This is a genomic window from Bacillus cereus (assembly GCF_025917685.1).
In the GTDB taxonomy this organism is placed as follows: domain Bacteria; phylum Bacillota; class Bacilli; order Bacillales; family Bacillaceae_G; genus Bacillus_A; species Bacillus_A cereus_AT.
Map to the genome: position 1 here is coordinate 2765979 of NZ_CP089518.1, position 23347 is coordinate 2789325.

Genomic DNA, 23347 nt, shown 5'->3' on the forward strand with positions numbered 1-23347 from the left:
TCACTTAGTTTCCTGTATAGGATGTTCATCAAAGAATTGTTTCCGGAAATCTTTATTATTAACAAGCGCTACTATTTTTTCTAAATTACCATAAAAGAAGTTCATTATGATTCCCTTATTCCATATTTGATCACCTTTCGGAAAATCATTAAATTCTTTATACAGTATGGGTAAGAGTTCTTCTCTTTTCAGTGTAAAATTCTTAGTTTCCAACTGAAACTCATACCCTTTCGCATTTGGTACTAAAATTGCAAGATAAATAGCATTAAAGAGAAAGTTCTTTTTCATCGTATCCTTTTCGTCAAACCAATACGTCTCAATCATATCTTCTGTTAATTTATCGTTCTTTTTTTCACCGTATTTCACTGCGACTTTCTCATTTTTCAAGCTTATACTTTGAACTGTTTCACCACCAGGTAAACTTTTAACAATTGCAGACACATCAGAATTATTTCCAACGTACGTCCACGTATATTTCTTAAAATCCGCTGGTCCAATATCTGATATTTCTTTTATTCTCCCTCCGTTAGAACAAGCAGTAACAAATAAAAAAATTGTTAGCATAACACCCGCTATTTTATTCATATAGTTCATTAGACACCCCCATTTTCTATATATAATTCGAGTAATACAATATATCCATTAAAAACCCTTCAAAATATACGCATTTTAATCAAAATTAAAAATTTTCACTTTTTATGTTTACAATTATCCATTAATTGTATATACTTACTAACGTAAGAAAAATATTCTAAAAGGAGGTCGAAGGAAATGATGAAATTACAATTACATGCTTTAACTTTAGCGTTAACTGCACCTGTGTTTTTCGGACAATTGAATATGAATTCGACCACCCTAATGGAGAATTGAAAATCGTACTTTATTTCTATTAATTCATAAATTCGCCACAGGAGGTCGTATACTTTCCTGTGGCTTTTTCACGCCTAGCCATAGGAGAACTATATCTTCCTGTGGCTTTTTTGTGCGATTTTTTAGTCTCTTACATTATTTTTTTAAGAAAGGAGCAACATTCGATGACTATTAACGTATTGTTTTTAAGTATTACGATTCAAAGAAACACACTTTCAAAGGCTGAAATGCTTCATAATGAACAAATTGAAAAAGCAATGGATCGTGTTAAGGAGCGCCAAGCACATTATTGCGATCACTTGTAATTCCTTTTCGAAAGGAGGAATTCGCTTATGACTTTTCATATTTTCTTTTTTACGACTGCACTTCAGAAAAAAACTTTATCTGAAGCTGAAATCTTTCATAAACAACAATTAAAACAAACTATGGATAAAATAACGGACATTAAAAGTTCGTATTATACACAAATGTATTAAAAATACTTTTTAAAGGGGCAATATCCTAATGAAATTTAAAGCTTTCTTTTTAACGATTACCATTCAAAAGCGTAAATCTTCAAAAACTGAAATCTTACGTGAACAACATATCAAAAACATTATGGACGAAGTGAAAGAGCGCCAGTCCTCTTATTACAATCGTCTTTACTAAATAAATGATAAAGGGGCAATATCCTAATGAAATTTAAAGCTTTCTTTTTAACGATTACCATTCAAAAACGTAAACCTTCAAAAGCTGAGATCCTACGTGAACAACAAATTAAGAATATTATGGATGATGTGAAAGAGCGCCAGTCCTCTTATTACAATCGTCTTTACTAAATAAATGATAAAGGGGCAATATCCTAATGAAATTTAAAGCTTTCTTTTTAACGATTACCATTCAAAAACGTAAACCTTCAAAAGTTGAAATCTTACGTGAACAACAAATTAAAAATATTATGGATGATGTGAAAGAGCGCCAGTCCTCTTATTACAATCGTCTTTACTAAATAAATGATAAAGGGGCAATAAGCCAATGAAATTCAAAGTATTCTATTTAACGATTACCATTCAAAAAAATAAATTTTCTAAGTCTGATATGCTTCATGAACAACAAATTAAACAGGCTATGGACAACGTAAAAGAACGACAAAGTCATTACTGTAGTCACCTGTAATCCCGATTTGAAAGGAGGAATTCATGTATGAAGTTTCACCTTTTCTTTTTAACCATTACGATTCAAAAAGAAACTATCACTGAAAATGAAATTAAACAAGAGCAACAGTATAAAAAGATTATAGATGAAATTCGTGATCGTAGAAGCAAGTACTACACTCACCTATAATTATTTGAAATTATATTAGAAACGAAAGGAGTCGATTATGATGTTAATAACGCGGTGTAAAGAAATGATTTGGATAGTTCAGAGGGATTCCACGTAGTTTAACAGGAATACTTTATACATGCGTTGTAGTTAATTTGATGTGTAAAAAATATATAATAATACGCCTTTCATACACTCTAAAAATTTGAAAAGATACACCACTTTTTCAGCGGTGTATCTTCCCTAATTTTTTCTATTTCCGATTACTTCGTTTCGTTTTAAACAATCTCACTAGGTTCGAAACAACTGTTTTCGTTACCGCATAAACAGGCACCGCTAAAATCATTCCGATAATTCCAGCAAAGTTACCTACTCCTAAAATAAGGATAATAATCGTTAACGGATGAATGTTTAATTTCGAGCTCATAATACGTGGAGATATAATGTTACTTTCAAACTGCTGTACAATTGTTACAATAATAATTACGTACAGAGCTTGCATCGGAGATACGAATAGACCGACAATAACAGCTGGTGCTGCTCCGATAAAAGGACCTAAGTTCGGAATTATATTTGTAAGTGCTGCGATGATCCCTAAAACGAAAGCGTACGGTAAACCGATGATTAAATAACCAGTAAATGTAAAGGCGCCAATAAACATACAAACGAGTGCTTGACCTTGAATATATGCAGATAATGTTTCGTTCGTTTCCTTTATGATACGAAGTCCTTCTTCACGGTAAGACTCTGGTAATACACTAACGGCCTTACCTGGAAATGCATGTCCATCTTTAAACATATAAAATAAAATGAACGGTACTGTAAAAATAACTAATGCTACGTTCGTGATAATACCAAATAAAGCCGTTGCACTCGACGTAAGTGTGTTTGGTATTTCCTTTAAGTATTCAATTGCATTTTTCTCAATTGTCTCAATGGAAACGTAGTTTTGTGTAGATAGCCATTCAAATAATCTATGATGGGATAGATCTTGTATGTATACTTTTCCCTCTTTTATATAAGTCGGCATGTTTTTCACTAAATCCATTAGCTGTTGTGAGATTGTTGGAACAACTACTCCAATAGCAACTCCAGTTAATGTAATGATAAAAAGATACAGTAGTAAAATCGCTAAACCTCTCGGTACTTTTTTATTCTCCAAAAAGACTAACAATGGGTTAAAAATGAAGTATAAAAATAACGCGATTAAAATTGGGAAAAATAATGTTGATATGAAGATACCAATCGGTTGAAATAGAAACGATATTTTTGTGCAAATAAATATAATTCCTACAACCATCAGCACTTCTAATGTCCAAAAGTGCACTTTCGATTTCAAAAAAACATCCTCCTTTAAACTAGCACTTCTTTTCATTGTACCAAAATAAACATGAATTTTACATAATATTTTCCTTTACAATATTCCAAAATACCTTTAAATACACTACAATGAGATTGCATACAAATTTGTAGGTAAAGGTGATAAATATGACCCAATGCATCATTTGCAGAAAAGATACGAAAGAACTTAGTGAACAATATGTCATACCAGAGATATTATGTGGATATTATTTCACAAACTCCATTTGTGATTCCTGTCATGAACACATGACAACAAATATTGACCGTCCTTTAATTAGACATAAATTAAGTCAATATAAGATTGAGCAAATGAAAAAACAAATCGACTCCCCTCTCTATACGAATGAACATGGTGAGGAGCTGGCGGCCGCTGAAACGGATGTAGTCGAAGTAAGTGATGAAATACTTTATTCCAATGCATTAATTATGAAACTATGTAAAAAGCACGATATTTCATTACATAATGAAATTTGGAAAGAAGAGCGCGTAACAAAAGTAGCTAGTTCTATTCAACGTGAATTGCTTTTAGATAACCGTAAATATAAAATGAGTGTATTAAAAATGGCTTATACTTTTGCTGTACAAACAATTGATGGCTACTTTGACGATCCAGATGCGATTGATATTTCTACCATTCTATTAAATGCCGATTTCATGGAATTAAAGGAAAAGAGTATCGTTCGTGACTTAAGCAAAAGTTCTTTATGGAATACATTAAATACCACGAGTGAAAACCATTACTTTATTTTACTTAGTGATAAAGACGGGCTGTTCTGCTTCATTCGCCTATTTGATATTTTTGACGTTGTTGTTCATTTATCAGAAAAAAGGTACGATCTTCCATCACCAATTGTCGGCGTAAATAATGTAGACAAAAAAGGATTTTTTGTAGAAAGCTTAAAACAGTATATGGACGGGCTATTTAAAGAAACTAAACCTTCTATTTAATCGACACCAGAACATACGGTCTCCTTTCTTCATGAAAAGACACTGTGTTATAATGAGTATGAAAAGAACAATACAATCACATAAAACAATTAAAAACTGTATATAAATAAAAAAGGACTAGTGTGCGGCTACACACTAGTCCACGTAACTTAGCAGATTGGATTGTTCATTTATCCTATTTGTTTCGTACAAACACAACAACCCACTTTCTATAGGCATAGGTGGGTTGTTATTTTTTGAGCTTGTCAATTAAGACGACAATAAACGTTAACAATGCAACGAGAAACAGTCCACCTTGCAGCAGCAACGTAATTTCACTCACGAATTATCACCCCCCTCCTACCTGGAGAAGTGATAATTGAACAACCAACCGCACCTTAAGTTACCTCTTAATTTTACCATATTTATTAATTGTTTACGATGAAAACCCACAAGCTTAAAAAATTGCGAGTTTTTTATTTCTCACTATTTTTTTAAAGCATATGCATCAGCTATCATTTCACCAACGATTTTATTTTCTTGTTGCTTCTCGTCTTTTGATAAAGGGAATAACAGTTCTGCCACTTCTTCCCCCTCCTTGAACTGATTCATATAAATGAATAAATTAGGTTTTTATATAATAAAAAAACCAAAGGCATTCCCGATGATTTAACTAGGTTTTATTAAAAGACACATATGATTCGTTTGAACATCGTTACTGTTTGTTTGAAATACAGTTCGATTTATATTCATAAAAATAGTATATTTCTTTATTTGAAAGGCATTTTTCACTTACTATTTTTCATGGTCCTTAATCCACTGTAGCCAATAAGAAAACTCACATGCCAAATGCATTTGATGCGATTTAATAAGACTATTAGGACAAAGTGCTGGAAACTCTACAACTAGACTTACTTCTATTCCAGTATCTGTATCTTTGAATTGATGTCGAACTCCACCAATAGTAGTACCGTCTTTCATACGTGCAACACCTGTTGATTGGTATTGATAAGACTTATCTCTAGGTGTCTTCAATCCCGTTTCGTTACCATAAACAATAAAAAATTGAACCGGAAACGGAGAATTACCAGTAGTTTCGATAACCTCTAATTCATTTTCCCCAAAGGGTCTTAGTACATAGTGATCAGGACAAGCTGATAAATTCACTTGATCATTTCGTGATTGTTTAAGCATAAAACTATCAATCCCATTTATCGCTTCTTCTGCTGTAATCCCGTCTAAATAGATACTTGTTTTTGAAAATTTTCGTCTATCGCCAGATAAAACAGTACAAATACGCATACCTATTCCACTTAATCTAAGTTTTGATTTCAACTTATCATACATCTCATTATATGAATATCCCATCTTTACTTCCGTTAGCTTTTTTATCATGGCGTCTGTATCATTTATTTCAGGCTCTTTATGTCCTAATGTATTTAATACTTTTTTAATACGCTCTCTTTTCCATTTTGTAAGTTTCTCTTGCGAAATATTGTTTCCATCGATAATAATCTTCATATATATTCACCTTCTTTTTGATCGTATCGTAGTGTAGTTAATACTAAATTAACCATTTCTTGCTTCGTATCTAGACTCAACTTTACTTCTGAATGGGCAATACTGCTAAGACCGTATAAAATAAATCCAGAAGCTAATAATGAGTTGTCAGTATAAAAAATCCCCGTTTTCACTCCTTCTTCAATTACTTGTCGAATTAATGGTTGCATTCGTGTGAATAATTTCTGTTCCAGTTGAAAATGTTGTTCCGTCTGAAACGAACTCATATTTTTATAGGGTGCTAATTTTTCAATAAATGTCCAAAATATATCTAGAGAATCTTTCATCTTCTGCATTACAGACCGTTCATTTGAAATAAGTATTTCTTCGATTAACTCCATATTTTTCACAATGAAGCTATTTAAAGTCTCATCAACAAAATCTTCTTTAGATTTAAAGTAATAGTAAAACAGCCCTGTTGCTACACCCGCACGATTCACAACATCTTTAATGCTAAATCCTCCCATACCATTTTTCATATATAGTTCAAAACCAATATCCATTAACTCTTGGCGTCTTATATCTGGTTCTTTTGATATTCTTTTCATACGTCATCTCCTACTATGTTTTTTACCACGACTGAATCTGATTCAATCAATCTTATTTGATAAATTTAAAAATCAATTTAGAAACTAAGCAACAAAATCCCTACAAAAAAAGAGTAATCCCAAGAAATATGCTTCTAACCTTAGATTTATCAAAAAAGTTAGATCATATAACTTGAGACTACTCATTCTCATTAAACACGTATTTTCTTTTCAAATCGATTAAACTTTATTTTAGCTGCACCATTTCTGTCTCTACAATCATTTGAGGAAGCGACTTTTGAATTATTTCCTTTAAAACATAAAGAGCTTCATCCACATAGCCACCTTCAAAATTCTCTAAGGGCTCAGGTAATTCATCTTCATCTAATATATAGTATTCTCCACTTGGAAGTACCAAAATATCAATAATTAAGTCTTCAAATGACACTAGTTCGTCTGTTATGTGCGTATTTTTTACAATATTAAAATAAGAGCCTAAATACATTCCGTTCTTATCTCTCCATATGTATAAATTGTACGGACGATTTTCCCAGTAGTATGCAATGGTGTAACTTCCTTTTGGGATTGTTAAACTCGAATCATTTGTATTCATCGTAAATGAATACTGAACCTCATGAAATAACATGATACTTTGAGATTTCTTTTCAAGTATTAAGCAATTGTGATCTATTATTGTTGAGTCATACCGAATTTTCCTTTCTATAATTTCACTTTTAGGCGTCCGTAATTTATTCATTTTTTGTTTCCCCTTATGCTATTTCTATTCTTAATTATATCCCTTTATATAGTGATAAAGAAGTGTATGGCCTACAATTACACAATAAAACTCCTTCTTATTTAGAAGGAGTTTTTCACTATCCACCATTCATATGTTTTAACCTTTCAGTAACCGCATCATAAAATTTTCTTTCCTCATCCACATTTAAATGCACACGACTCACTGTTTTAGAAAATCCATATAACAACTGCGCTTTAATTGGTTCTTTTAACGTTATTTCAAAAGTTGCAGGTTCCTTTATAAATTCCATAACAGTTGCATCAAGAGCCTCTTTCTCTTCTTCTTTCTTTAAAAGTTCACCTTTATAAAATGCAATGTTATCAATTTGTGCAAATGGTATAACGATTTTCTTTCCTAATCCAATTTGAATAATTACTTTTTCTTCCGCAACGATAATTGGATTTTTACGCATCGCTTGTATTTCAGCTAAAAAATAAAACATCGCATATATGTTTAAAATAAGTAAAATCCAAGCTATGACTGGATTCCATTGATGAAGTAAATAATGAAAACCGATACTTTCAATTACAGTTGCATGAATAATCATGATATAAACACCTATTGCACCGGTCTTTTTATGATATGAGTATGTGAATTCACTTTCTGATACTTTTACACGCCACGATAAAAAAGCATAATAGAATAATTTACACTCAGTAAGAATGATATTTACTGACTTACTTCTTTTCATAGTATCATCAAATGCTTGATCAATCGCATAAGAAAATGAAGAATACTCACTTCTATATTCTTTATATCGTTTTATTATTTTAGGTAGAACTCTAATAATTTTATATATCAGAAGCAGTTCAAAACATACAAACAAAATTTCTCCAGCAACTATTACATACGAAACAAATGAAAAAGCTTGTAAATAATCACTAGGAATTATAAATCTTGCGAACACGTATCCTGCTATAACTACAGGAAACATATACGTTAACGAATACCTTTTTCGTATAATAAAGAAATATGTGATGACTGGAATTACAAACATAAAATCTAATAACGAACCAAGCACTACTTCTTTCGGAGCAGCCGGTACAATTGGAAGGGCATACAATAAATAGTTTGACAACATAATTAAAGATACAAGCCCAAACCAAACACCCCTTCTCTTCCGAGATATGGTGACATTCATACGTTCACACCTCTATTCAAAAACCTCATTTAAATGGTCTTTATAAAATAAAATGGCACGTTCAAATTCTTTTACTTCCTCTACTTTTACGACCGCTTCCAGCAATAATTTCATCGCGGATTCATGATCGTTTACGTTGTATTTTGCTAGTGATAAAAACACTTTCATCACGTCATTTTCCGGGAACTTCTTTATCCCTGCTTCTAATACAGTAATCGCTTTATCATACTCCCCTATACAACGATACGTACTGCCAAGACCGATATACGCACCGCAAAGGGATTCACCATCAAGTCCGTTCGCGATTGCCTGTTCATAATACGGAACAGCCTCCGTTTCAAGACCCATTACATCATGTATCCAGGCGCATTGATATAGTACTTCTGCATCCCTCGTAAAATTTGTTAACCCTATAAGTATCTCTTTAGACTGTGCATATTTCTTTTCATTTCTAAGTTTAATAGCTTGCTTCAATAAATGTTCCATAAAATCCACTCCTCACAAAATGTTCATTATGCATATAACATGTATTACACATTTACGAGCAGCTAATAGCCTATTCCGTTGATTCGATTTAATAATCAGTAAGGGAGAAGTTCCCTCACTAATTTAATATTAACTCCATTACATACTATGCGACTGCATCTCTTTCTAAAAGCTTAAATTTACATAGAAGTGATACGATTACATAAATGCTCTAACATATTGATAATTTCTTTTGCAGTTTCATCTTTCCCATTACATAACTTCACGTTGCCCTCTTGTCCGATAACATGATGTACAGCGCCGCGAGAATATAAAGAATGCGGTGAGTTCGCTATCATTATACTTGCTTTCGCATCTTCCATCCTTTTGCTTGCTCTTTCAATAAGTTCTGCTTCATTTACGTCACTTTCCAGTTTAAAGCCAACGAGTATCGTTTCTGGATCCCAACTCTTTATTTGTTTTAATACTTTTGGTGCTTTTTTAAAATGAATAATTGGAGCGATGTCACTCGAAATCTTTCCGTTCATATTAAGAATATTTCCATCTTGATCACAAATCTTTTCGACAACCCAATCTGAGCCAGCAGCAGCCATAATAACCGCATCAACTTTTTCATGTGTAATAATACTTTTCATCTTATCTTGTAAATCAATAATCCCCTCAAATGGGTGCAATTCTAATTGGTCATTTACATCCATTGGCTTCTCAGCGAAATAGCCATGCAAATATATTACATTTGCTCCTTTTGTCATTAGCTCTTCTGCAATAATTCTTCCAATTGTACCTTTTGCTAAATTTGTATGTCCACGTACTTGATCCCATTTTTCTAGGCAACCGCCGCTCGTAATTAATACTTTTTTCCCCTTCATCTTAACCATCCCTTACTGATTTTTCGCACGAAACCACTCTGTTCCAAAGTCAACTGCATCGCGTTGTCTCATAAAACGGCACGTCGCATTCCCTATCTTCCCACGCGTAACTGTTCCTTTCCGTTCGTGTTCAATTCCGATTTCTACAAACGTGTCAGAATCGTAATCCATTTCAACGAACTCTTTCCATACTCTTACACCTGCTTCTATAATAGGCGCTCCTACCTTTATTAACTCGCGTGCACCTGTACGTACCTCAGATAAATGTATGGACGTATTGGAGTCGTATCCGACACCAAGTAATAATATGTAGCCATCTAAATCATATATTTTTCGTAAGGGCGATTCTTCCCCAAAACTTATGGAAAGTGAATGATTTGCTATAATTTCCTCAGCATGTTTCCCCCATGCTGCAAAACTACTTAGCGGATGATTACTGCGCAATACATTCGGATATGTACGAAAACATTCAACTACTTTTCCCATTGCCCTTGTTGGTGTTATACGTGGGTCAAATGCGGGGACATTATCCCGGATAATTTGCCACCAGTCTTCTGGTACAGGTGGTCTTGACCAATGTTTTGGATCGGATAAATCTGAAGATTGGGTTGGCATAATTATCGTTCCTTCTTCTGTAACAACTTTCATTAACGCTTCTACTACGGCAACTGCCCCACCAGATATCCAACCGATTGAACTTAATGATGAATGAACAATAACTGTCATTCCTTTTTCTATCCCTAAGGTTTTTAAATCGTTTGTAATTGTTTCGATTGTATTTGGAAGTTTTGTACTCGCCACTATTTCATTCATTTTCACGATTGTTCCCCCATTTTGCTTTAAACTAATACATACATATATTATCATATTTTTCTTAATTTTTAACTTAATCATTCCGATTACTATACGTCTGTCGTTTTTATCATATCGAAAACAGTTAAATTATGGTATATTAATTTGAAATAAATATAAAAAAGTGAACGCAATGAAAAACTTTCAATCTAGCGATCTTAATTTATACTAATATGAAATAGCCCATCACAAATGATGAGCTATGTATTTTATTCATTCTCTAAATAACAATAAAACCTCTCTACTCCCAGGTATTTCTCTCCTAAGCTTTCAATCTTAAAGTTACATTTCTTGTAAAATCCGACTGCCTCTGTATCTGTCTCAGCCTCAATATATGTTAACTCATATTCCCTAATTATTTCTTTAATCATTTGAAGTGCAATGCCTTGATTACGATATTTTTCATCAACAGCTATGTGACACATTCTCGCTCTATTTGTATAAATTAACGCTATACCTATACAACCCTTACTCCCATATTTATATAGCACTGCCTGATCATTTTTATACATTGAAATTGCTTTAATTAAGCTTGCTTCACTTGGACCGGTCGCATGCTTTAATACTTTTTTAATGGAATCTATTTCTATATGCTCAACACGTTGTAACATCCTATCTCCATCCTTTCTCATGAAAAAAAATTAGCTCTTTAGTGAAAAAGAGCTAATCTTTTTATGCCGTTATTTTCTCTTCTTTTTTCACAACTACAGCTACATAACTATGAAGTATCATTCCGACAATTACAAGACTCATTCCAATCCACGATAAAGAAGACGGAATTGGAGCCGATAACCAGATCAGCTCTCCTACTAATGCAAATAAAACTTCACCAGACTGTGTCGCCTCGACTGTTGCTAATTTTTGCGGATCATCTTTTACAAGATCTGTCGCAAAGAAAAATAATACTGTTGCAATTAAACCTGAACTAATCGCTACAATAAAACATTGAAAAACTTGACTACTTGACGGTAAACCGCTTGTAGATACTTCATAACCAGAAAGTAAAAACCAAACTGGTAAACTTGCTAATGTCATACCGAGAACTCGTTGGAAGACATCTAATTCGCCCTTACATACTTGCATCATTTTTCTATTTCCAAGTGGATATGCAAACGCAGCAATGAGTACAGGAACTACACATAAAATGGTTTCACGAATCCCTAAAGAAGAAGCGTGTTCTACTTGCATAAGAACAACACCAAATAAAATAATACCTGACATTACTAATTCCTTCATTGGAAGTTTTTTATGTAATGGGTCTACCGCAAAAAATGGTGTTAACAAAATCCCTGCAACTATTGTTATTTGCCATGTTGATGCAACAAGCCACCCTGGCCCATACGCTCCAGCGAAACTTAGCGGTGCATAAAAAAGACCGAATCCTACAATACTCCATAATAGCCATTCTTTCGGATTACTTTTCATATATTGAAAGAGTTGTTTTAAGTTCCCTCTATACATAACAATAAGTAATAGCATTGGAACCATAAAGTAATATCGTAGTGATGCACTCCAAATCCAACTCCCGCCCCCTAAGTCCATCGATCGGTTTAACACAAAGGTAAAGGCAAAGAAAAACGATGCCAATATCCCTACTGCAATAGCTTTCATTATAAAACCCCTTATAATAGTTTTTTTATTAAATAAATTTCAATCTATTCGAATGCAAAATTTTTTAACAGAATATTAACTTATAAAAATAATAATGTTTTAATTCATCATACAATATATTAAAATAACATTAAAGTGAACCGCTACAGCATTCGTTTCGTGAATTACGCTAATCGAAATGTGTATGTATTTTATATCCGCTGTATGCATAATGATCGGTGCATATCGTACAGATGAAGAGTTTTAACTTAAGAAATAAATTAGTTATTTGGATGTGATCATATTGAAAACATATAAAATTTCCATGGTATTCACCTTAATGATGTTAGCTGCAGGACTTTCTTTTCTTTTCATTTGTATTTTAGCTTTAATAGATGAGTTTTTCTTCCTTGGTATTCTAATTTTAATCATCCCAGGCCTTTTTTTATACTATGGTTTTTATCTTTTGAAAAAAAGAGGAGAGAACACCGTTTTTTATTGGGATGATGAAGGTATAATAATTGATTTAGATGGGAATAAAGTTTATTGGTATGAGATAGAAGATATTGTATACAGCGGTTTCCCAGAAACAAAAGCGACTGTAGTTTCCACTCACTATACTCATCACGAAAATATAAGAATACGCCATAAAAAATGGCAGCCAACAATTTCGCATATAATTTACTGGTATTTAATTGAGCAACCAAAAGACTACCATAAAAATTTGATGTTAACTTGGGAAGAAAAGAAACAAAAGCCAATTTAAAACGAACTCCCCTAATCTATTAATTAAGGGGAGTTTTTCACACTTACATTTAGATTATATGTAATTGATTTTCTTTGTATAATTTTCTCAATCGATTTATATGTGCTTGATGGTACCGATTATGATCAGCTATATGCCATATTCCCCATCTTATAGTCGCACTTTCTCCCTTTTCATAGGACACTTCCCGGGTTAAATCATTTTCTGTTAGTTTCATACATTCCGCATAAAATATATGTTGCACAGCTTCATAAGCTTGCATTAATTCTTGCAATGTATCTTTTCTTAAACTTGGCAATTCCCCTATTTCATTCAACATAGGCCCATATTTATTTTTAAGCACCTGTGGAACTTCTTCTCCTCTTAAACGATATACCCAGTGTAAATCGACAACTGCTAAATGCTGAAGTAGTTGCCCTATACTATTTTCATTATTTTCAGACCCTTTAAAGGATAGTTCGTTCTCTTCTGTACCTTCTACTAAAATTTGCAATCGTTTAAATGTATCAAGAACTGTTGCATACAAGATCGCTACTTGCGGGTTCATATCTTTTTCTAAATGGAGATCTTTCATGATAATATCCATCCTTTAAAGAAACAATACCATATTTTCATCATCACTATACACACCATTCATCTTTATAGCTCTTTTTTCAATTGCATACGTTTTAAATCCCATTGATTTGTACAATTTTTTTGCTGGTTCGTTTGTGGACACAACACCTAAGGTTAATTGCTCTAGTTTTATATCTCGCGCTCTTTGAATGGCATTTGCTATTAACTCACGTGCCAATCCGTTCCGCCTGTTTTGTGCATCTACATACATCGCAACGACATGACCTTTATGCTTATATGCCTCTTTCTCTTCAGTCAGTAAAGTGACAACTCCAATTAATTGATTTTCTTTATTAAAAGCACCGAATGTACAACTATTAGCAGATGTTAAATTACTTGCAACTCGGTCAAGAGGATTTTCCTGGCGGATTGCCTCTTCATAAGTTGTTATAAACGCCTCTGGATTTACTTGTAATGCTTGTAAGCGTAACTCCCAATATTGCTCCGCATCTACTTTCGTAAGTAATCGAATCATATTCCCTATCCCCTTTAAGTTTACATAATATTTTTATAGACTATTAAATAAAGATTGATATTCTTCTTTTAACATACTATAACGATAGCGATGAATGAATTTACCATGACGTAATCTATCATTTCTCATTATTCCTTCACAAACAAATCCTGCTTTTTCATAACTCTTTCTAGCTTGTAAATTATCTTCGTCTACTCGTAGCCATATTTTTTCTAATTCGTATGCAGAAAAGCCAATTTGTAACATACTGTATAGAGCTGCCATTCCATATCCTTTACCCCAATATTCTTTATTTCCAATGGCAATCCCTAGTTCAGCATTTTTATTCGTTTTATCGAAATTCTTAATATCTACCCATCCAATGTGTATACCCTTATCAGTTAGAATAGCTCGTTGTTCATATCCATTCTTTCGACTTATACACGTTTCAATCCACCTTCTCGTATCTTCACGAGTGAACGGTGGATATTGATCTGGTACAACTAAATGTTTTGTTACTTCTGTATCTAATGACCACCTGTACCGATCTTCTACATCATCTAGTGATAGTTCTCTTAATTGAACAATTGGTAAATTCATTTTGCTACCCCTTCTCATTTCCCTATAGAAAATCCTTCGAACATTCTTCCCCCATACTCTTCTAACGTTTTTTCTATAAAAGCGATTAAATCCTTTTTCTCACCTGTTTTATAAAAGTGATCGAAAACCACAACAAATTTCTCCGCATATACTTCGTCGTACCTTTTCAACACTTTAATGAACCATTTTGAATTTCCAAGCCATTGTCCATTTACCCTCAAAACATATTCATGTACTAAATCAGCTAATAAGTTTGCGATAAACAATTCTTCTTCTCTCTTTGTTGCACCAATCAGGTCATCCAAAGCATCCGTAATAAAATAGCGCTTCTGCTTCATCATTTCTTCAGTCCATTTATCTGGTCCCTTCATTAGTAGATCATTCGCTTCTCTTTTTAACCGCTCAACAATTTCAACTTTCCCTTTTAAAACAAACCCTTCTAATACTAATTGCGGTAAAGAAGGTCTCCCGCGGTCACAATCCATTTTAAAAAAGGTTTTATACGTTTCAAAATTATGTACAAATACTTCAACAGGCCACCCATTACTATAGAAAGATTCTCTATAACAAGATGACAAACTGTGGTCGAATATTACAATATCAAGGTCAGATGTTTTCGTAGCCTCTCCTCTAGCAACACTTCCCCCTAGTAAAGCAACATCACATTTCGAAAATTTTGATGTAATTATGTTTTGTGCCGCTTCAATTGGTTTTATAATCTTACCCCTTCTTATTTTACCTTCCTTTTTTCAGCTCTTTCTCGTGCCTTTTTAATATATGGTTCTGCATCTGGAGTTTTACATGACGTTGCACCATGATCAACTTCTACTTTTCCAATTTCACGTGCAATTTCAATCGCTTGTTGCTCTAAAGCTTCATTTCGAATCCCTATCGCAATTAATGCACTATTCATTGCCTCTCTTTTTCTGTTTTTTTCATTATGTATATGAACTTTAATCACTTCTAAATACGGTAAGAAGAAGTCATTGTCTAACGTTTTATTTTTTATTGCAATATTCGCTAATAATGACCAACCAGCTCTTCCAATCCATTCATCATCAGACTTTGTCCATTCTTCCATTCTTTCTATCGCGATTGGCGACGTACATATAGCTGTCATAAAAACGTCCATTAAACAATAATAATCAACATCCTGAACCCACCTATTTAGCTGTTCTGATGTTAGTTTCTTCGGATCTAAAATCATTGTCGCTAAAGTCATAGCATCCATATTTTTTGTTTCCCATAATGAAATTGCTAAATCATGATCTTTTTTTATCTTCTTTTTTAACAATTTTAAATTCGCAAAACTAACTCCAAATAACGGCTCTTTCGCCCCATGGTTTTTATACGTCTTACGAGTTTGTTCTGTCCCATACTCTTTTAGTTGCTGCATTACTTCTTCAAGTAACATAGGTCCACCTCTTTTATGTTTTATGTTGACTTCATATATGTATGTACGATATATTCTACATTATTTTTTGGTTTTCCTATATTTATTTTTTAAATACGGTATGTGAAATTTTCATCGATATTCTTTAAAATCAAAAACATCCTCTTCTTTATTTTTCACACGGTTGTTCATTCGCACTCTGTATACAATACTCCACTAGCGCATTCAACGGATTTATTATGTTCCTTCCTATTATATTTTCTACCCTTGTAGCAGCATCTACCATTGATAATTGTGTAACTGAAAACATTTCGTTTCTATCTTTCATAATTTCATATAAATACTGTTCTAATTTAGCATCATGCTCTTCTTTGCGGCCTTGCATAATTAACTCAAATATCCCCTCTATCACTTCTACTTTTACTTGTATGGATTTATTATTCTGCTGAGCGTATAGTCTTAAACGTTCCATCGTTCCTGAAACAGTACGGTTATTTGTAAATAGTATTGTCTGTGGCTCTTCAACCTGACAAATCATTTCAAAGAATGGCTCATCAATTTTCAATATAGGCATGTCTATTTTGAAATCCTCATCTAATAACGTGATATAATCTGTACAAGTTATTAAAAGTGTATCTACATCACTTTCAGCTATATACTTTATAATATCTTTTAAATTATTTCGTGCTTGTTCTCGTTCTATTTTTAGTCTGTGTGATAAGATTGGATCTACAAAATGGAGTATTTCGATTTCAAAAGATTGCAACACTCGGTCAATGTATTCAATATTTGAATGATGAGCATGTAAACAAGCTAATTTTTTCATACTTATCCTCCCTTTCTAAAACAAAAAATATGAATGAACCATTTTACATACAGTTCCATTCATTTAATTCTTCTTTCATTTTTTCAAACCTGCAAAACCGTGAAATCTTGCATACTTTTTAAAAAACTTTTTTGCGTTTGTAAAAAAGTTTTTTTGCATTTCCCCCTCTAAAATTGCTAATATAGTAGAGTAGAACTTTTATAGAGAGTAGGAAAATTATGCACAATGGAATTCGGATGACAACTTTAGTGAAAAGGGCTCTGTTGATTTGCGCTGGGGTATTATTTACATACGAAGCTGCTTATGGATCAACACATATCGCTCTAGCAAGTACAGAGGATGAAGCGAAATCTGTTCAACTTGTAAGTGAAATTCAAACGTCCCTTGCACCGAAAGAAGCTCCAAAGCACTATAACGGGCAAGTTAGAAAAGTCGCTTACTTAACATTTGACGATGGTCCTGGAAAATACACAGCTGAGCTTTTAGATATGTTAAAGAGTGAAAATGCAAAAGCAACATTCTTCCTAATTGGTTCAAATGTGAAAGCTTTCCCTGATCTTGTAAAACATGAAAATGCTGAAGGCCACTATGTTGGGATGCACAGTATGACCCATAACTACAAGAAGCTTTACACAGAAGGTCATTACGTTGATGAAATGAAAGAAGACCAAGGCTTAATCGCTGGTGTTCTAGGAAAATCACCAGTATTAACACGCCCTGCTTACGGCTCAATGCCAGGATTAAATGAAGCCCTTCGCAACAAAGTTGTCGAAAATGGTTTAAAAGTTTGGGACTGGACAATTGATTCATTAGACTGGAAATACAACAAAATGCCAGTAGACGCTGCATCTGCTAAAATCGTAGAAAACGTTCTACATGGTGCTACAAACCCAACAGAAGTTATTCTAATGCACGATATTCATCCACAATCAGTAAAAGCAATACCTGGTATAATTAAAGGATTGAAAGAAAAAGGATATGAATTAGAAGCTTATAATGAGAACGAACACTTCCCATTAAACTTCTGGCATGATAATCGTATGTAATAAAAAGACTTGATTCCCTCTTGTAGGTTATCAAGTCTTTTTTTATCGTTTTGGGAATTTCCTTTGTTGCTCTTCTATAGAACGAATAATATTCTCTCTATCCTCTTGAGTTATACCGATAGAAAATTCGTACTCTTCTTCCTTACACCATGCGGGGTTAAGTTCCAGCGATAAGCGAATAACAATGTTAAACTCCCCTGATTTTTCCCCCATAAATTCAAACGCTAAATTTGGTTCTATGAAATCTAGTTCGTTATATGTAGGGTTTGGTAAAGATTCAAACCATTTTATCATGTACTGTAAGTCGTAAGTTTGTAAAAAAGGATCCATCGTTTCAAAAACTTTATTTTCTTCTGATAGTTTCGCCTTTACTCTTAGCCAATTTCTATCACACTCGTCTTTTGCATCTTTATATTGGTAATTTACAACCTCTAAATGTAGTGATATTTTTTCATTTTGAAAATTCATGCATAGACTCCTTTTATTTTACCCTATTTTAAAAATATACTTTTCTGTTTCAATATTGATCCTCAAGGAAAATCAAAAAGTTTTACAAACAATACAATCATAACACATTTTTTTCAAACCAATCCCTATTTCCTTTATTCAAATTCCCTCACTGTCTTACAGTATAATATTTACATTTAATAAAAAGACTTGAATTCTAATTATGAATTCAAGTCTTTTTATTATCTATTCTTTAGAAAATATTTCCTAGCAATTTTGCAATCTCACTAATTAAAATACCAACAACAGCAAAGTCAGAATCACCGAATGTTGTATTTTCAAATCCTAATCCACCTAATATAGGTAGTAATATGGCTGGTAGGAATGAGATTAATAACCCATTTACAAAAGCTCCAAGTATTGCTCCTCGTCTTCCTCCAGTTGCATTTCCAAATACAGCAGCTGTTGCCCCTGTGAAGAAATGAGGGATTAATCCTGGCACTATTACACTTAAGCCGATAAACGGAAGAATAAACATAGATAGTAATCCAGCAATAAAACTTATTAAAAAACCAATAATAACTGCATTTGGCGCGAATGGAAAGATTGTTGGACAATCTAATGCTGGTTTGGCGTTTGGTACAAGTTTATCTGCTATCCCTTTAAATGCGGGGACAATTTCTGCAATCAACATACGGACACCAGCTAGAATAATATATACACCCGCAGCAAATGTAATTGCTTGCATGAATGAATACACGAGATAATTTTGTCCGTTACTTAATTCTGTTTCGATAAAGTTTTCCCCAGCAAATGGTGCAACAATAAAGAATAAAATAGCCATTGTTAATGACATAGAAACTGATGTATCACGTAAAAAACCTAATGACTTCGGTACTTTAATTTGTTCTGTAGATTTTTCCTTATTCCCAAATTTACTACCAACAAATCCTGCTGCTAAATACCCAACTGAACCGAAATGACCAATTGCGATATCATCCATTCCCGTAATTTTTCTAACATACGGTTGAAGTAGGGCTGGAAAAATGACCATAAGTAATCCTAGAATAATGGATCCAATAATAACTAGTGAAGCGCCTTTCATCCCTGTAGTTGAAAATACAGCTGAAATTAAACATGCCATGAATAAGGTATGATGACCGGTTAAAAATACATATTTAAATCTTGTAAATCGTGCAATTAGTAAATTAGCAATCATCCCAAATACCATAATTAATGCCGTTTCTGTTCCTAAAGTTTGCTGTGCTATCGCAACAACTGCTTCGTTATTTGGAATAATCCCTTTAATATGGAATGCTTTATCAAATATTTTACCAAAAACATCTAAAGCTCCTATTAATATAGTGGCTCCGCCTCCTAAAACGACGAAGCCCATAATTGTTTTTAATGTTCCTGAAACTGTATCTGCAAAATTCTTTTTTTGCAATAGTAAACCACACATAGCAAACAATCCAACTAATATTGCAGGCTGTCCCAAAATATCCTTCATTATTAAATCAAACATAGCACTACTCCCCTTTCACTGTTTCTACATCAGGTGTTTTTGTAATGCCTCTTTAATTTCATTTAAATCTAGAATGTTTGTTAATCCAGCAACTGTGCGAGTACCATCTTCAAGGTTGCAAATGATATCTTTCGCACCTAAATATAGATCTGCTTGTTCTGATTTACTTGATGCTAAATCCGTATGAGAAACTTCAGCTTGCAAACCAAGTTCAGTTAATATTTTCTTTACATTCATTTCTATAATAAAACTACTTCCTAATCCATTTCCACATACAACTAATACTTTTTTCATTTCAATCTCCCCTTTAATTAGAATATTTAGCTATCATTTCTAGCATTTTATCTTTTGAATTTGAATGCATTAACATTTCTATGTTTTTTGGTTCAGATAACATCTCACTTAATTGTGCCAATGCCTTCAAATGTGTTTCGTTATCTATAGCTGCTAATACAATAATTAAATTTACAGCATGCTCTTGTTTTTCTGAGAATAAAACACTTTCTTTTAATTGTAATAAACTCATCCCTAACTTTTTAACTCCTGCCTCAGGGCGAGCGTGAGGTATTGCAATTTTAGGTGCAATAACAATATACGGGCCTAATTTCTTCACATTCGCAATCATCTCAGAAATATATTCTTCAAAAATATGTCCACTTTGTAATAAAGGTTCCGACGCAACACGAATTGCTTCCTCCCACGCCTCAACGTGATTCTCAAGCTGAATAAATTCTCTAGTTAATAGCTCGTTTAACATAGGCTTATATTTCTCCTCCTTATCAATATGTACCGGACCACTCATAAACTCTCTCAATTCATTTTTCAAAGATTTTTCATCTAAAATGTCTGTGTATTTTTGGATAATACCCATCATCATATCAACTGAATCATTTTGATTTTCGCCATACAAAGCTACATTTACTTTTCGTAGTAACGATGCTTTTTCGGAATCAGTCAAAATTGGATTTACCATAAAGATAGGAATTTTCCCCTTCTCAAGTTCAGTTGTAGTAATGATACAATCTACATCAAATGCATTTGATTCATATTCCCGCTTTGAAATTGCTTTTAAAATATCTACACTCGAAAACAATTGCTCTAATTGGTACTGCAACATACGTGATGTGCCAATACCATTTGGACAAACAAGTAGCGCAGTTTTTCTTGGACTGGGAACGATTCCTTCTTTCCTCATCCAAGCACCAAAATGCATAGTAATATATGCCATTTCATCATCTGAAACCGCCTTTCCAACATATTCTTCAAAATGATGAATCACTTTTTTTGTAAGAGTATATACCTCTTGATAATTTTGCTGGATTGTATAAAGTAATGGATTTTCTATTTCAATCCCGTACTTTACGCGATAAAATGCCGGTTTCATATGCATATATAGGTCTGAAGCAAGTCCTTTAAAATCTTGAAATATAACACAAGCATAATGTTGAAAATCCTTTATCATACATCCGACCATTGAATGTATTCCATCAATCTCACTTTTTTCAAAGTCTTTTTGTTGAGCATTTACTTTTGCTCCTAACAAATGAGTCGTAATATAATAAATCTCGTCTATTGGAAAATCCACGAAAAATACTCTTTCAAACTGTTTTGCAATATATTTTGCTGCTTCAAATTGTTTTGTTTCACGTAGTACATCCTTTTCAGCATCTTCCATCTCAACACATTTTCCATTTACAATACGATTGCGGAATAAATACATGTAAACGCTTAAACTTTCAAGTACCTCATCTGTGTACTGAACTCCTAAAAGCTCTTCACAATTCGATAAAATATTTTTTATTATAAGAAGTTCCTCGTGATCTTTATTACCTTTTACACTTTTATTATCATTCGTAATATATTTCACATGCGATATTAAATATTCCCATCCATGCTTTGAAATTATTTGTGAAAGATTTAAGATTAATATATTTCGTTTTCCATGTTCATTCCCTATAATATTGTAGCCATGTTTACGATTAAAGTTTAATGCGAGCTTAAACTTCACTAACTCTGCTTTTATTTTTTTCAAGTCAGCAAGAGCAGTATTACGACTGACTTGCACAAGTTCTATTAAGTCTACTAATAGAATCCTTTTCTCCATTGTTAGTAAATAAAGAACCAGCAATATTTTTCGTTCATGTGGAGAATATTCATATTGGCTTGTTGTAAATCCATTTAACTTTTTTATCACTCTTTGCTTCGTTTCATTATCAAAACAGTAGCCTAAAGGGCGAATATATTCATATGAATTTAAATCCTCTGCAACTAACCAATCTTCTATTTTCTTCATATCATAATAAATTGTTCGCTTTGAAACTTGTATGACTTCCATTAATTGAGATACAGAAACATAGCTATCTGCTTGAATAATTTGCTGTAAAATACTTATACTTCGATTATCTAATATCATATATGATATACACCCTTTCTATACTTGTTCTTAAATAGAATTGCAAGTATAGATACTAACTTTGCAAAATTAGAATTTGAAATCGCTTTCTATTAATATCTTATCTTGTATCTCTTCTAAAATTAAGTCCAAATTCTTGTTTATGCACAGTGCAATGATTGTACTTTTATTTTTAAATTTTATTATATACGCACGGTATATGAAATTACACAATACATATTTTTATTTTAAAGACAATTTGTCAATCTAAGTGCGACAGTTCCTCCTGAAACGCTTCATGGACAGTTTCCCACGTAAGTAAGTGGTGTAGTAACTTCTATTTTACACGAAGCGAGATGGCCTTTTTTGCTTTTTTCTTTAGGTGTTACACTTGATAATACAATGCGTCAATACATAAAATATTTTTAACTTATTACCCTTTATACATAAAATAAATTTGATTTGCGATATAATCTGAACTAAAGTGAAGTCCATTCCTTATCCACCACATGATGATACCTACCAAAGAAGCTGTTTTAATATCAACCGCAACATAGTCATCTGGCAAATCCTTTTTCGTATTCTCTCTTCTCGTTTCTATTAATTGCTTTAAAAATAAAAATAGTTGTTCCTCAAATTGATTCATTTTAAATAATATAAATAAATAATTTCGATGGATATATAAATAATCAAGTAATTGTGTTAGCTTTTGTTTTTCTGATAAATCTTTTGCATGTATTAAATCCACAATTTTATTAGAAAGCTCGTTTAAAATCTCATTTGTGATTTGGTCTAGTAAATCTTGAATATCTTGATAATGTAAGTAAAATGTTGTCCGATTTAATCCTGCTTTTGTTGCGACTTTCTGAACCGTTAAACTTGAAGTACTAGGATTCTCACATAGGAGAGAAAAAACAGCATTTTTAAACATTTCTCTTGAACGAACTGTACGAGGATCTTCTTTTTTAGGTGTAGACATTTTGAAACTCCTTTATAGA

General features: G+C 32.8%; 33 protein-coding genes and 1 pseudogene. 10 read left to right on the plus strand and 24 right to left on the minus strand.

The genetic code is table 11. The features are described from left to right. Entirely contained in the window at window positions 1–594 is a 594-nt protein-coding gene (locus LUS72_RS14390; RefSeq protein ID WP_264446716.1) for a DUF4825 domain-containing protein, read from the minus strand. A 440-nt stretch (window positions 595–1034) separates the two neighbouring features. On the opposite strand from LUS72_RS14390, the gene LUS72_RS14395 reads away from it, so the two are divergent. The 7 genes from LUS72_RS14395 to LUS72_RS14425 are packed head-to-tail and all read left to right on the plus strand — an operon-like array spanning window position 1035 to window position 2193. Continuing rightward, window positions 1035–1175 carry a YrzI family small protein gene (locus LUS72_RS14395; RefSeq protein ID WP_097829482.1) on the plus strand — a complete coding sequence of 47 codons (141 nt, stop codon included), beginning with the start codon at window positions 1035–1037 and terminating at the stop codon, window positions 1173–1175. A gap of 27 nt (window positions 1176–1202) precedes the next feature. Next, the gene (locus LUS72_RS14400) at window positions 1203–1346 is read left to right on the plus strand and encodes a YrzI family small protein (protein WP_097829483.1); all 144 of its coding nucleotides are present in this window, start codon (window positions 1203–1205) and stop codon (window positions 1344–1346) included. A 28-nt stretch (window positions 1347–1374) separates the two neighbouring features. Continuing rightward, a complete protein-coding gene (locus LUS72_RS14405; RefSeq protein ID WP_097829484.1) occupies window positions 1375–1518 on the plus strand; it encodes a YrzI family small protein in 144 nt (47 codons plus the stop codon). A gap of 26 nt (window positions 1519–1544) precedes the next feature. Further along, window positions 1545–1688, plus strand: a complete 144-nt coding sequence (locus LUS72_RS14410) for a YrzI family small protein (RefSeq protein WP_002147208.1) — start codon at window positions 1545–1547, stop codon at window positions 1686–1688. A 26-nt stretch (window positions 1689–1714) separates the two neighbouring features. Further along, window positions 1715–1858 (plus strand): YrzI family small protein, encoded by a 144-nt coding sequence (locus LUS72_RS14415; RefSeq protein ID WP_098519725.1) that lies wholly within the window; start codon window positions 1715–1717, stop codon window positions 1856–1858. Between the two features lie 26 nt (window positions 1859–1884). Next, complete coding sequence (locus LUS72_RS14420) at window positions 1885–2025, plus strand: YrzI family small protein (protein WP_097830467.1); 141 nt, start codon at window positions 1885–1887, stop codon at window positions 2023–2025. A 27-nt stretch (window positions 2026–2052) separates the two neighbouring features. After that, entirely contained in the window at window positions 2053–2193 is a 141-nt protein-coding gene (locus LUS72_RS14425; protein ID WP_264446731.1) for a YrzI family small protein, read from the plus strand. 232 nt (window positions 2194–2425) lie between these two features. Here LUS72_RS14425 and LUS72_RS14430 read toward each other — a convergent pair whose 3' ends face one another. Beyond that, window positions 2426–3511 carry an AI-2E family transporter gene (locus tag LUS72_RS14430; protein WP_000837890.1) on the minus strand — a complete coding sequence of 362 codons (1086 nt, stop codon included), beginning with the start codon at window positions 3509–3511 and terminating at the stop codon, window positions 2426–2428. Window positions 3512–3660: 149 nt separating this feature from the next. Here LUS72_RS14430 and LUS72_RS14435 point away from each other — a divergent pair, with 149 nt between their 5' ends. Then, window positions 3661–4482: an HNH endonuclease gene (locus LUS72_RS14435; RefSeq protein WP_097830465.1), complete on the plus strand. Its 822-nt coding sequence runs from the start codon at window positions 3661–3663 to the stop codon at window positions 4480–4482. Window positions 4483–4711: 229 nt separating this feature from the next. Here the strand turns inward: LUS72_RS14435 and LUS72_RS14440 are convergent, their stop codons facing one another. The 11 genes and pseudogenes from LUS72_RS14440 to LUS72_RS14490 form a co-directional block, all read right to left on the minus strand. Continuing rightward, entirely contained in the window at window positions 4712–4804 is a 93-nt protein-coding gene (locus tag LUS72_RS14440; RefSeq protein ID WP_001290205.1) for a putative holin-like toxin, read from the minus strand. A 143-nt stretch (window positions 4805–4947) separates the two neighbouring features. After that, a pseudogene (locus LUS72_RS14445) lies at window positions 4948–5061 on the minus strand (alkanesulfonate monooxygenase); the annotation flags it as partial. 195 nt (window positions 5062–5256) lie between these two features. Next, the gene (locus LUS72_RS14450; RefSeq protein ID WP_264446739.1) at window positions 5257–5982 is read right to left on the minus strand and encodes a hypothetical protein; all 726 of its coding nucleotides are present in this window, start codon (window positions 5980–5982) and stop codon (window positions 5257–5259) included. Next, window positions 5979–6569 carry a TetR/AcrR family transcriptional regulator gene (locus LUS72_RS14455; protein ID WP_097830462.1) on the minus strand — a complete coding sequence of 197 codons (591 nt, stop codon included), beginning with the start codon at window positions 6567–6569 and terminating at the stop codon, window positions 5979–5981. Before LUS72_RS14455 ends, LUS72_RS14450 begins: the two co-directional genes overlap by 4 nt. 226 nt (window positions 6570–6795) lie before the next feature. Continuing rightward, the gene (locus LUS72_RS14460; protein ID WP_097830461.1) at window positions 6796–7305 is read right to left on the minus strand and encodes a ribonuclease FAU-1 family protein; all 510 of its coding nucleotides are present in this window, start codon (window positions 7303–7305) and stop codon (window positions 6796–6798) included. Window positions 7306–7423: 118 nt separating this feature from the next. Then, window positions 7424–8488, minus strand: coding sequence for a hypothetical protein (locus LUS72_RS14465; protein ID WP_097830460.1), 1065 nt, complete (start codon window positions 8486–8488; stop codon window positions 7424–7426). Window positions 8489–8500: 12 nt separating this feature from the next. Further along, window positions 8501–8974 (minus strand): tetratricopeptide repeat protein, encoded by a 474-nt coding sequence (locus LUS72_RS14470; protein WP_128854333.1) that lies wholly within the window; start codon window positions 8972–8974, stop codon window positions 8501–8503. Between the two features lie 179 nt (window positions 8975–9153). Beyond that, window positions 9154–9843: a phosphopantothenoylcysteine decarboxylase domain-containing protein gene (locus LUS72_RS14475; RefSeq protein ID WP_071772846.1), complete on the minus strand. Its 690-nt coding sequence runs from the start codon at window positions 9841–9843 to the stop codon at window positions 9154–9156. A gap of 12 nt (window positions 9844–9855) precedes the next feature. Next, a complete protein-coding gene (locus LUS72_RS14480) occupies window positions 9856–10656 on the minus strand; it encodes an AAC(3) family N-acetyltransferase (RefSeq protein ID WP_141533399.1) in 801 nt (266 codons plus the stop codon). Window positions 10657–10904: 248 nt separating this feature from the next. After that, window positions 10905–11306 carry a GNAT family N-acetyltransferase gene (locus LUS72_RS14485; RefSeq protein ID WP_097830457.1) on the minus strand — a complete coding sequence of 134 codons (402 nt, stop codon included), beginning with the start codon at window positions 11304–11306 and terminating at the stop codon, window positions 10905–10907. A gap of 61 nt (window positions 11307–11367) precedes the next feature. After that, window positions 11368–12306: a DMT family transporter gene (locus tag LUS72_RS14490; protein ID WP_097830456.1), complete on the minus strand. Its 939-nt coding sequence runs from the start codon at window positions 12304–12306 to the stop codon at window positions 11368–11370. Between the two features lie 274 nt (window positions 12307–12580). Between LUS72_RS14490 and LUS72_RS14495 the strand changes: the two genes are divergently transcribed. Continuing rightward, window positions 12581–13051, plus strand: a complete 471-nt coding sequence (locus LUS72_RS14495) for a hypothetical protein (RefSeq protein ID WP_240523187.1) — start codon at window positions 12581–12583, stop codon at window positions 13049–13051. A gap of 49 nt (window positions 13052–13100) precedes the next feature. Here LUS72_RS14495 and LUS72_RS14500 read toward each other — a convergent pair whose 3' ends face one another. The 6 genes from LUS72_RS14500 to LUS72_RS14525 form a co-directional block, all read right to left on the minus strand. After that, window positions 13101–13625: a DinB family protein gene (locus tag LUS72_RS14500; protein WP_097830454.1), complete on the minus strand. Its 525-nt coding sequence runs from the start codon at window positions 13623–13625 to the stop codon at window positions 13101–13103. Window positions 13626–13640: 15 nt separating this feature from the next. Then, window positions 13641–14141, minus strand: coding sequence for a GNAT family N-acetyltransferase (locus tag LUS72_RS14505; protein ID WP_097830453.1), 501 nt, complete (start codon window positions 14139–14141; stop codon window positions 13641–13643). A gap of 33 nt (window positions 14142–14174) precedes the next feature. Next, a complete protein-coding gene (locus LUS72_RS14510) occupies window positions 14175–14720 on the minus strand; it encodes a GNAT family N-acetyltransferase (RefSeq protein ID WP_264446753.1) in 546 nt (181 codons plus the stop codon). Window positions 14721–14734: 14 nt separating this feature from the next. Continuing rightward, window positions 14735–15436 carry a nucleotidyltransferase domain-containing protein gene (locus tag LUS72_RS14515; protein ID WP_097830451.1) on the minus strand — a complete coding sequence of 234 codons (702 nt, stop codon included), beginning with the start codon at window positions 15434–15436 and terminating at the stop codon, window positions 14735–14737. 14 nt (window positions 15437–15450) lie between these two features. Continuing rightward, a complete protein-coding gene (locus tag LUS72_RS14520; RefSeq protein ID WP_097830450.1) occupies window positions 15451–16134 on the minus strand; it encodes a DNA alkylation repair protein in 684 nt (227 codons plus the stop codon). A gap of 148 nt (window positions 16135–16282) precedes the next feature. After that, window positions 16283–16939: a hypothetical protein gene (locus LUS72_RS14525; RefSeq protein ID WP_097830449.1), complete on the minus strand. Its 657-nt coding sequence runs from the start codon at window positions 16937–16939 to the stop codon at window positions 16283–16285. Window positions 16940–17157: 218 nt separating this feature from the next. Between LUS72_RS14525 and LUS72_RS14530 the strand changes: the two genes are divergently transcribed. Then, a complete protein-coding gene (locus tag LUS72_RS14530) occupies window positions 17158–17985 on the plus strand; it encodes a peptidoglycan-N-acetylglucosamine deacetylase (RefSeq protein WP_264446756.1) in 828 nt (275 codons plus the stop codon). A gap of 42 nt (window positions 17986–18027) precedes the next feature. On the opposite strand, the gene LUS72_RS14535 is transcribed toward LUS72_RS14530, so the two are convergent. The 5 genes from LUS72_RS14535 to LUS72_RS14555 all read right to left on the minus strand — a co-directional run bounded on the left by LUS72_RS14535 (window position 18028) and on the right by LUS72_RS14555 (window position 23328). Beyond that, window positions 18028–18453: a WapI family immunity protein gene (locus LUS72_RS14535; RefSeq protein WP_097830447.1), complete on the minus strand. Its 426-nt coding sequence runs from the start codon at window positions 18451–18453 to the stop codon at window positions 18028–18030. Between the two features lie 232 nt (window positions 18454–18685). Further along, the gene (locus tag LUS72_RS14540) at window positions 18686–19957 is read right to left on the minus strand and encodes a PTS ascorbate transporter subunit IIC (protein ID WP_264446758.1); all 1272 of its coding nucleotides are present in this window, start codon (window positions 19955–19957) and stop codon (window positions 18686–18688) included. A gap of 24 nt (window positions 19958–19981) precedes the next feature. Continuing rightward, a complete protein-coding gene (locus LUS72_RS14545; protein WP_002161414.1) occupies window positions 19982–20251 on the minus strand; it encodes a PTS sugar transporter subunit IIB in 270 nt (89 codons plus the stop codon). 13 nt (window positions 20252–20264) lie between these two features. Beyond that, window positions 20265–22370 carry a BglG family transcription antiterminator gene (locus LUS72_RS14550; protein WP_264446762.1) on the minus strand — a complete coding sequence of 702 codons (2106 nt, stop codon included), beginning with the start codon at window positions 22368–22370 and terminating at the stop codon, window positions 20265–20267. 412 nt (window positions 22371–22782) lie between these two features. Next, complete coding sequence (locus LUS72_RS14555) at window positions 22783–23328, minus strand: TetR/AcrR family transcriptional regulator (protein ID WP_097830444.1); 546 nt, start codon at window positions 23326–23328, stop codon at window positions 22783–22785. Between the last annotated feature and the right edge of the window lie 19 nt (window positions 23329–23347).

Coding starts and splice junctions, on each gene's coding strand:
- LUS72_RS14415 (WP_098519725.1), top strand. CDS start 1,715: ATGAAATTTAAAGCTTTCTTTTTAACGATTACCATTCAAAAACGTAAA.
- LUS72_RS14395 (WP_097829482.1), top strand. CDS start 1,035: ATGACTATTAACGTATTGTTTTTAAGTATTACGATTCAAAGAAACACA.
- LUS72_RS14420 (WP_097830467.1), top strand. CDS start 1,885: ATGAAATTCAAAGTATTCTATTTAACGATTACCATTCAAAAAAATAAA.
- LUS72_RS14390 (WP_264446716.1), bottom strand. CDS start 594: ATGAACTATATGAATAAAATAGCGGGTGTTATGCTAACAATTTTTTTA.
- LUS72_RS14480 (WP_141533399.1), bottom strand. CDS start 10,656: ATGAATGAAATAGTGGCGAGTACAAAACTTCCAAATACAATCGAAACA.
- LUS72_RS14460 (WP_097830461.1), bottom strand. CDS start 7,305: ATGAATAAATTACGGACGCCTAAAAGTGAAATTATAGAAAGGAAAATT.
- LUS72_RS14485 (WP_097830457.1), bottom strand. CDS start 11,306: ATGTTACAACGTGTTGAGCATATAGAAATAGATTCCATTAAAAAAGTA.
- LUS72_RS14540 (WP_264446758.1), bottom strand. CDS start 19,957: ATGTTTGATTTAATAATGAAGGATATTTTGGGACAGCCTGCAATATTA.
- LUS72_RS14470 (WP_128854333.1), bottom strand. CDS start 8,974: ATGGAACATTTATTGAAGCAAGCTATTAAACTTAGAAATGAAAAGAAA.
- LUS72_RS14425 (WP_264446731.1), top strand. CDS start 2,053: ATGAAGTTTCACCTTTTCTTTTTAACCATTACGATTCAAAAAGAAACT.
- LUS72_RS14555 (WP_097830444.1), bottom strand. CDS start 23,328: ATGTCTACACCTAAAAAAGAAGATCCTCGTACAGTTCGTTCAAGAGAA.
- LUS72_RS14475 (WP_071772846.1), bottom strand. CDS start 9,843: ATGAAGGGGAAAAAAGTATTAATTACGAGCGGCGGTTGCCTAGAAAAA.
- LUS72_RS14450 (WP_264446739.1), bottom strand. CDS start 5,982: ATGAAGATTATTATCGATGGAAACAATATTTCGCAAGAGAAACTTACA.
- LUS72_RS14510 (WP_264446753.1), bottom strand. CDS start 14,720: ATGAATTTACCAATTGTTCAATTAAGAGAACTATCACTAGATGATGTA.
- LUS72_RS14435 (WP_097830465.1), top strand. CDS start 3,661: ATGACCCAATGCATCATTTGCAGAAAAGATACGAAAGAACTTAGTGAA.
- LUS72_RS14530 (WP_264446756.1), top strand. CDS start 17,158: ATGCACAATGGAATTCGGATGACAACTTTAGTGAAAAGGGCTCTGTTG.
- LUS72_RS14550 (WP_264446762.1), bottom strand. CDS start 22,370: ATGATATTAGATAATCGAAGTATAAGTATTTTACAGCAAATTATTCAA.
- LUS72_RS14505 (WP_097830453.1), bottom strand. CDS start 14,141: ATGATTCGATTACTTACGAAAGTAGATGCGGAGCAATATTGGGAGTTA.
- LUS72_RS14410 (WP_002147208.1), top strand. CDS start 1,545: ATGAAATTTAAAGCTTTCTTTTTAACGATTACCATTCAAAAACGTAAA.
- LUS72_RS14535 (WP_097830447.1), bottom strand. CDS start 18,453: ATGAATTTTCAAAATGAAAAAATATCACTACATTTAGAGGTTGTAAAT.
- LUS72_RS14520 (WP_097830450.1), bottom strand. CDS start 16,134: ATGTTACTTGAAGAAGTAATGCAGCAACTAAAAGAGTATGGGACAGAA.
- LUS72_RS14500 (WP_097830454.1), bottom strand. CDS start 13,625: ATGAAAGATCTCCATTTAGAAAAAGATATGAACCCGCAAGTAGCGATC.
- LUS72_RS14525 (WP_097830449.1), bottom strand. CDS start 16,939: ATGAAAAAATTAGCTTGTTTACATGCTCATCATTCAAATATTGAATAC.
- LUS72_RS14465 (WP_097830460.1), bottom strand. CDS start 8,488: ATGAATGTCACCATATCTCGGAAGAGAAGGGGTGTTTGGTTTGGGCTT.
- LUS72_RS14490 (WP_097830456.1), bottom strand. CDS start 12,306: ATGAAAGCTATTGCAGTAGGGATATTGGCATCGTTTTTCTTTGCCTTT.
- LUS72_RS14545 (WP_002161414.1), bottom strand. CDS start 20,251: ATGAAAAAAGTATTAGTTGTATGTGGAAATGGATTAGGAAGTAGTTTT.
- LUS72_RS14405 (WP_097829484.1), top strand. CDS start 1,375: ATGAAATTTAAAGCTTTCTTTTTAACGATTACCATTCAAAAGCGTAAA.
- LUS72_RS14455 (WP_097830462.1), bottom strand. CDS start 6,569: ATGAAAAGAATATCAAAAGAACCAGATATAAGACGCCAAGAGTTAATG.
- LUS72_RS14400 (WP_097829483.1), top strand. CDS start 1,203: ATGACTTTTCATATTTTCTTTTTTACGACTGCACTTCAGAAAAAAACT.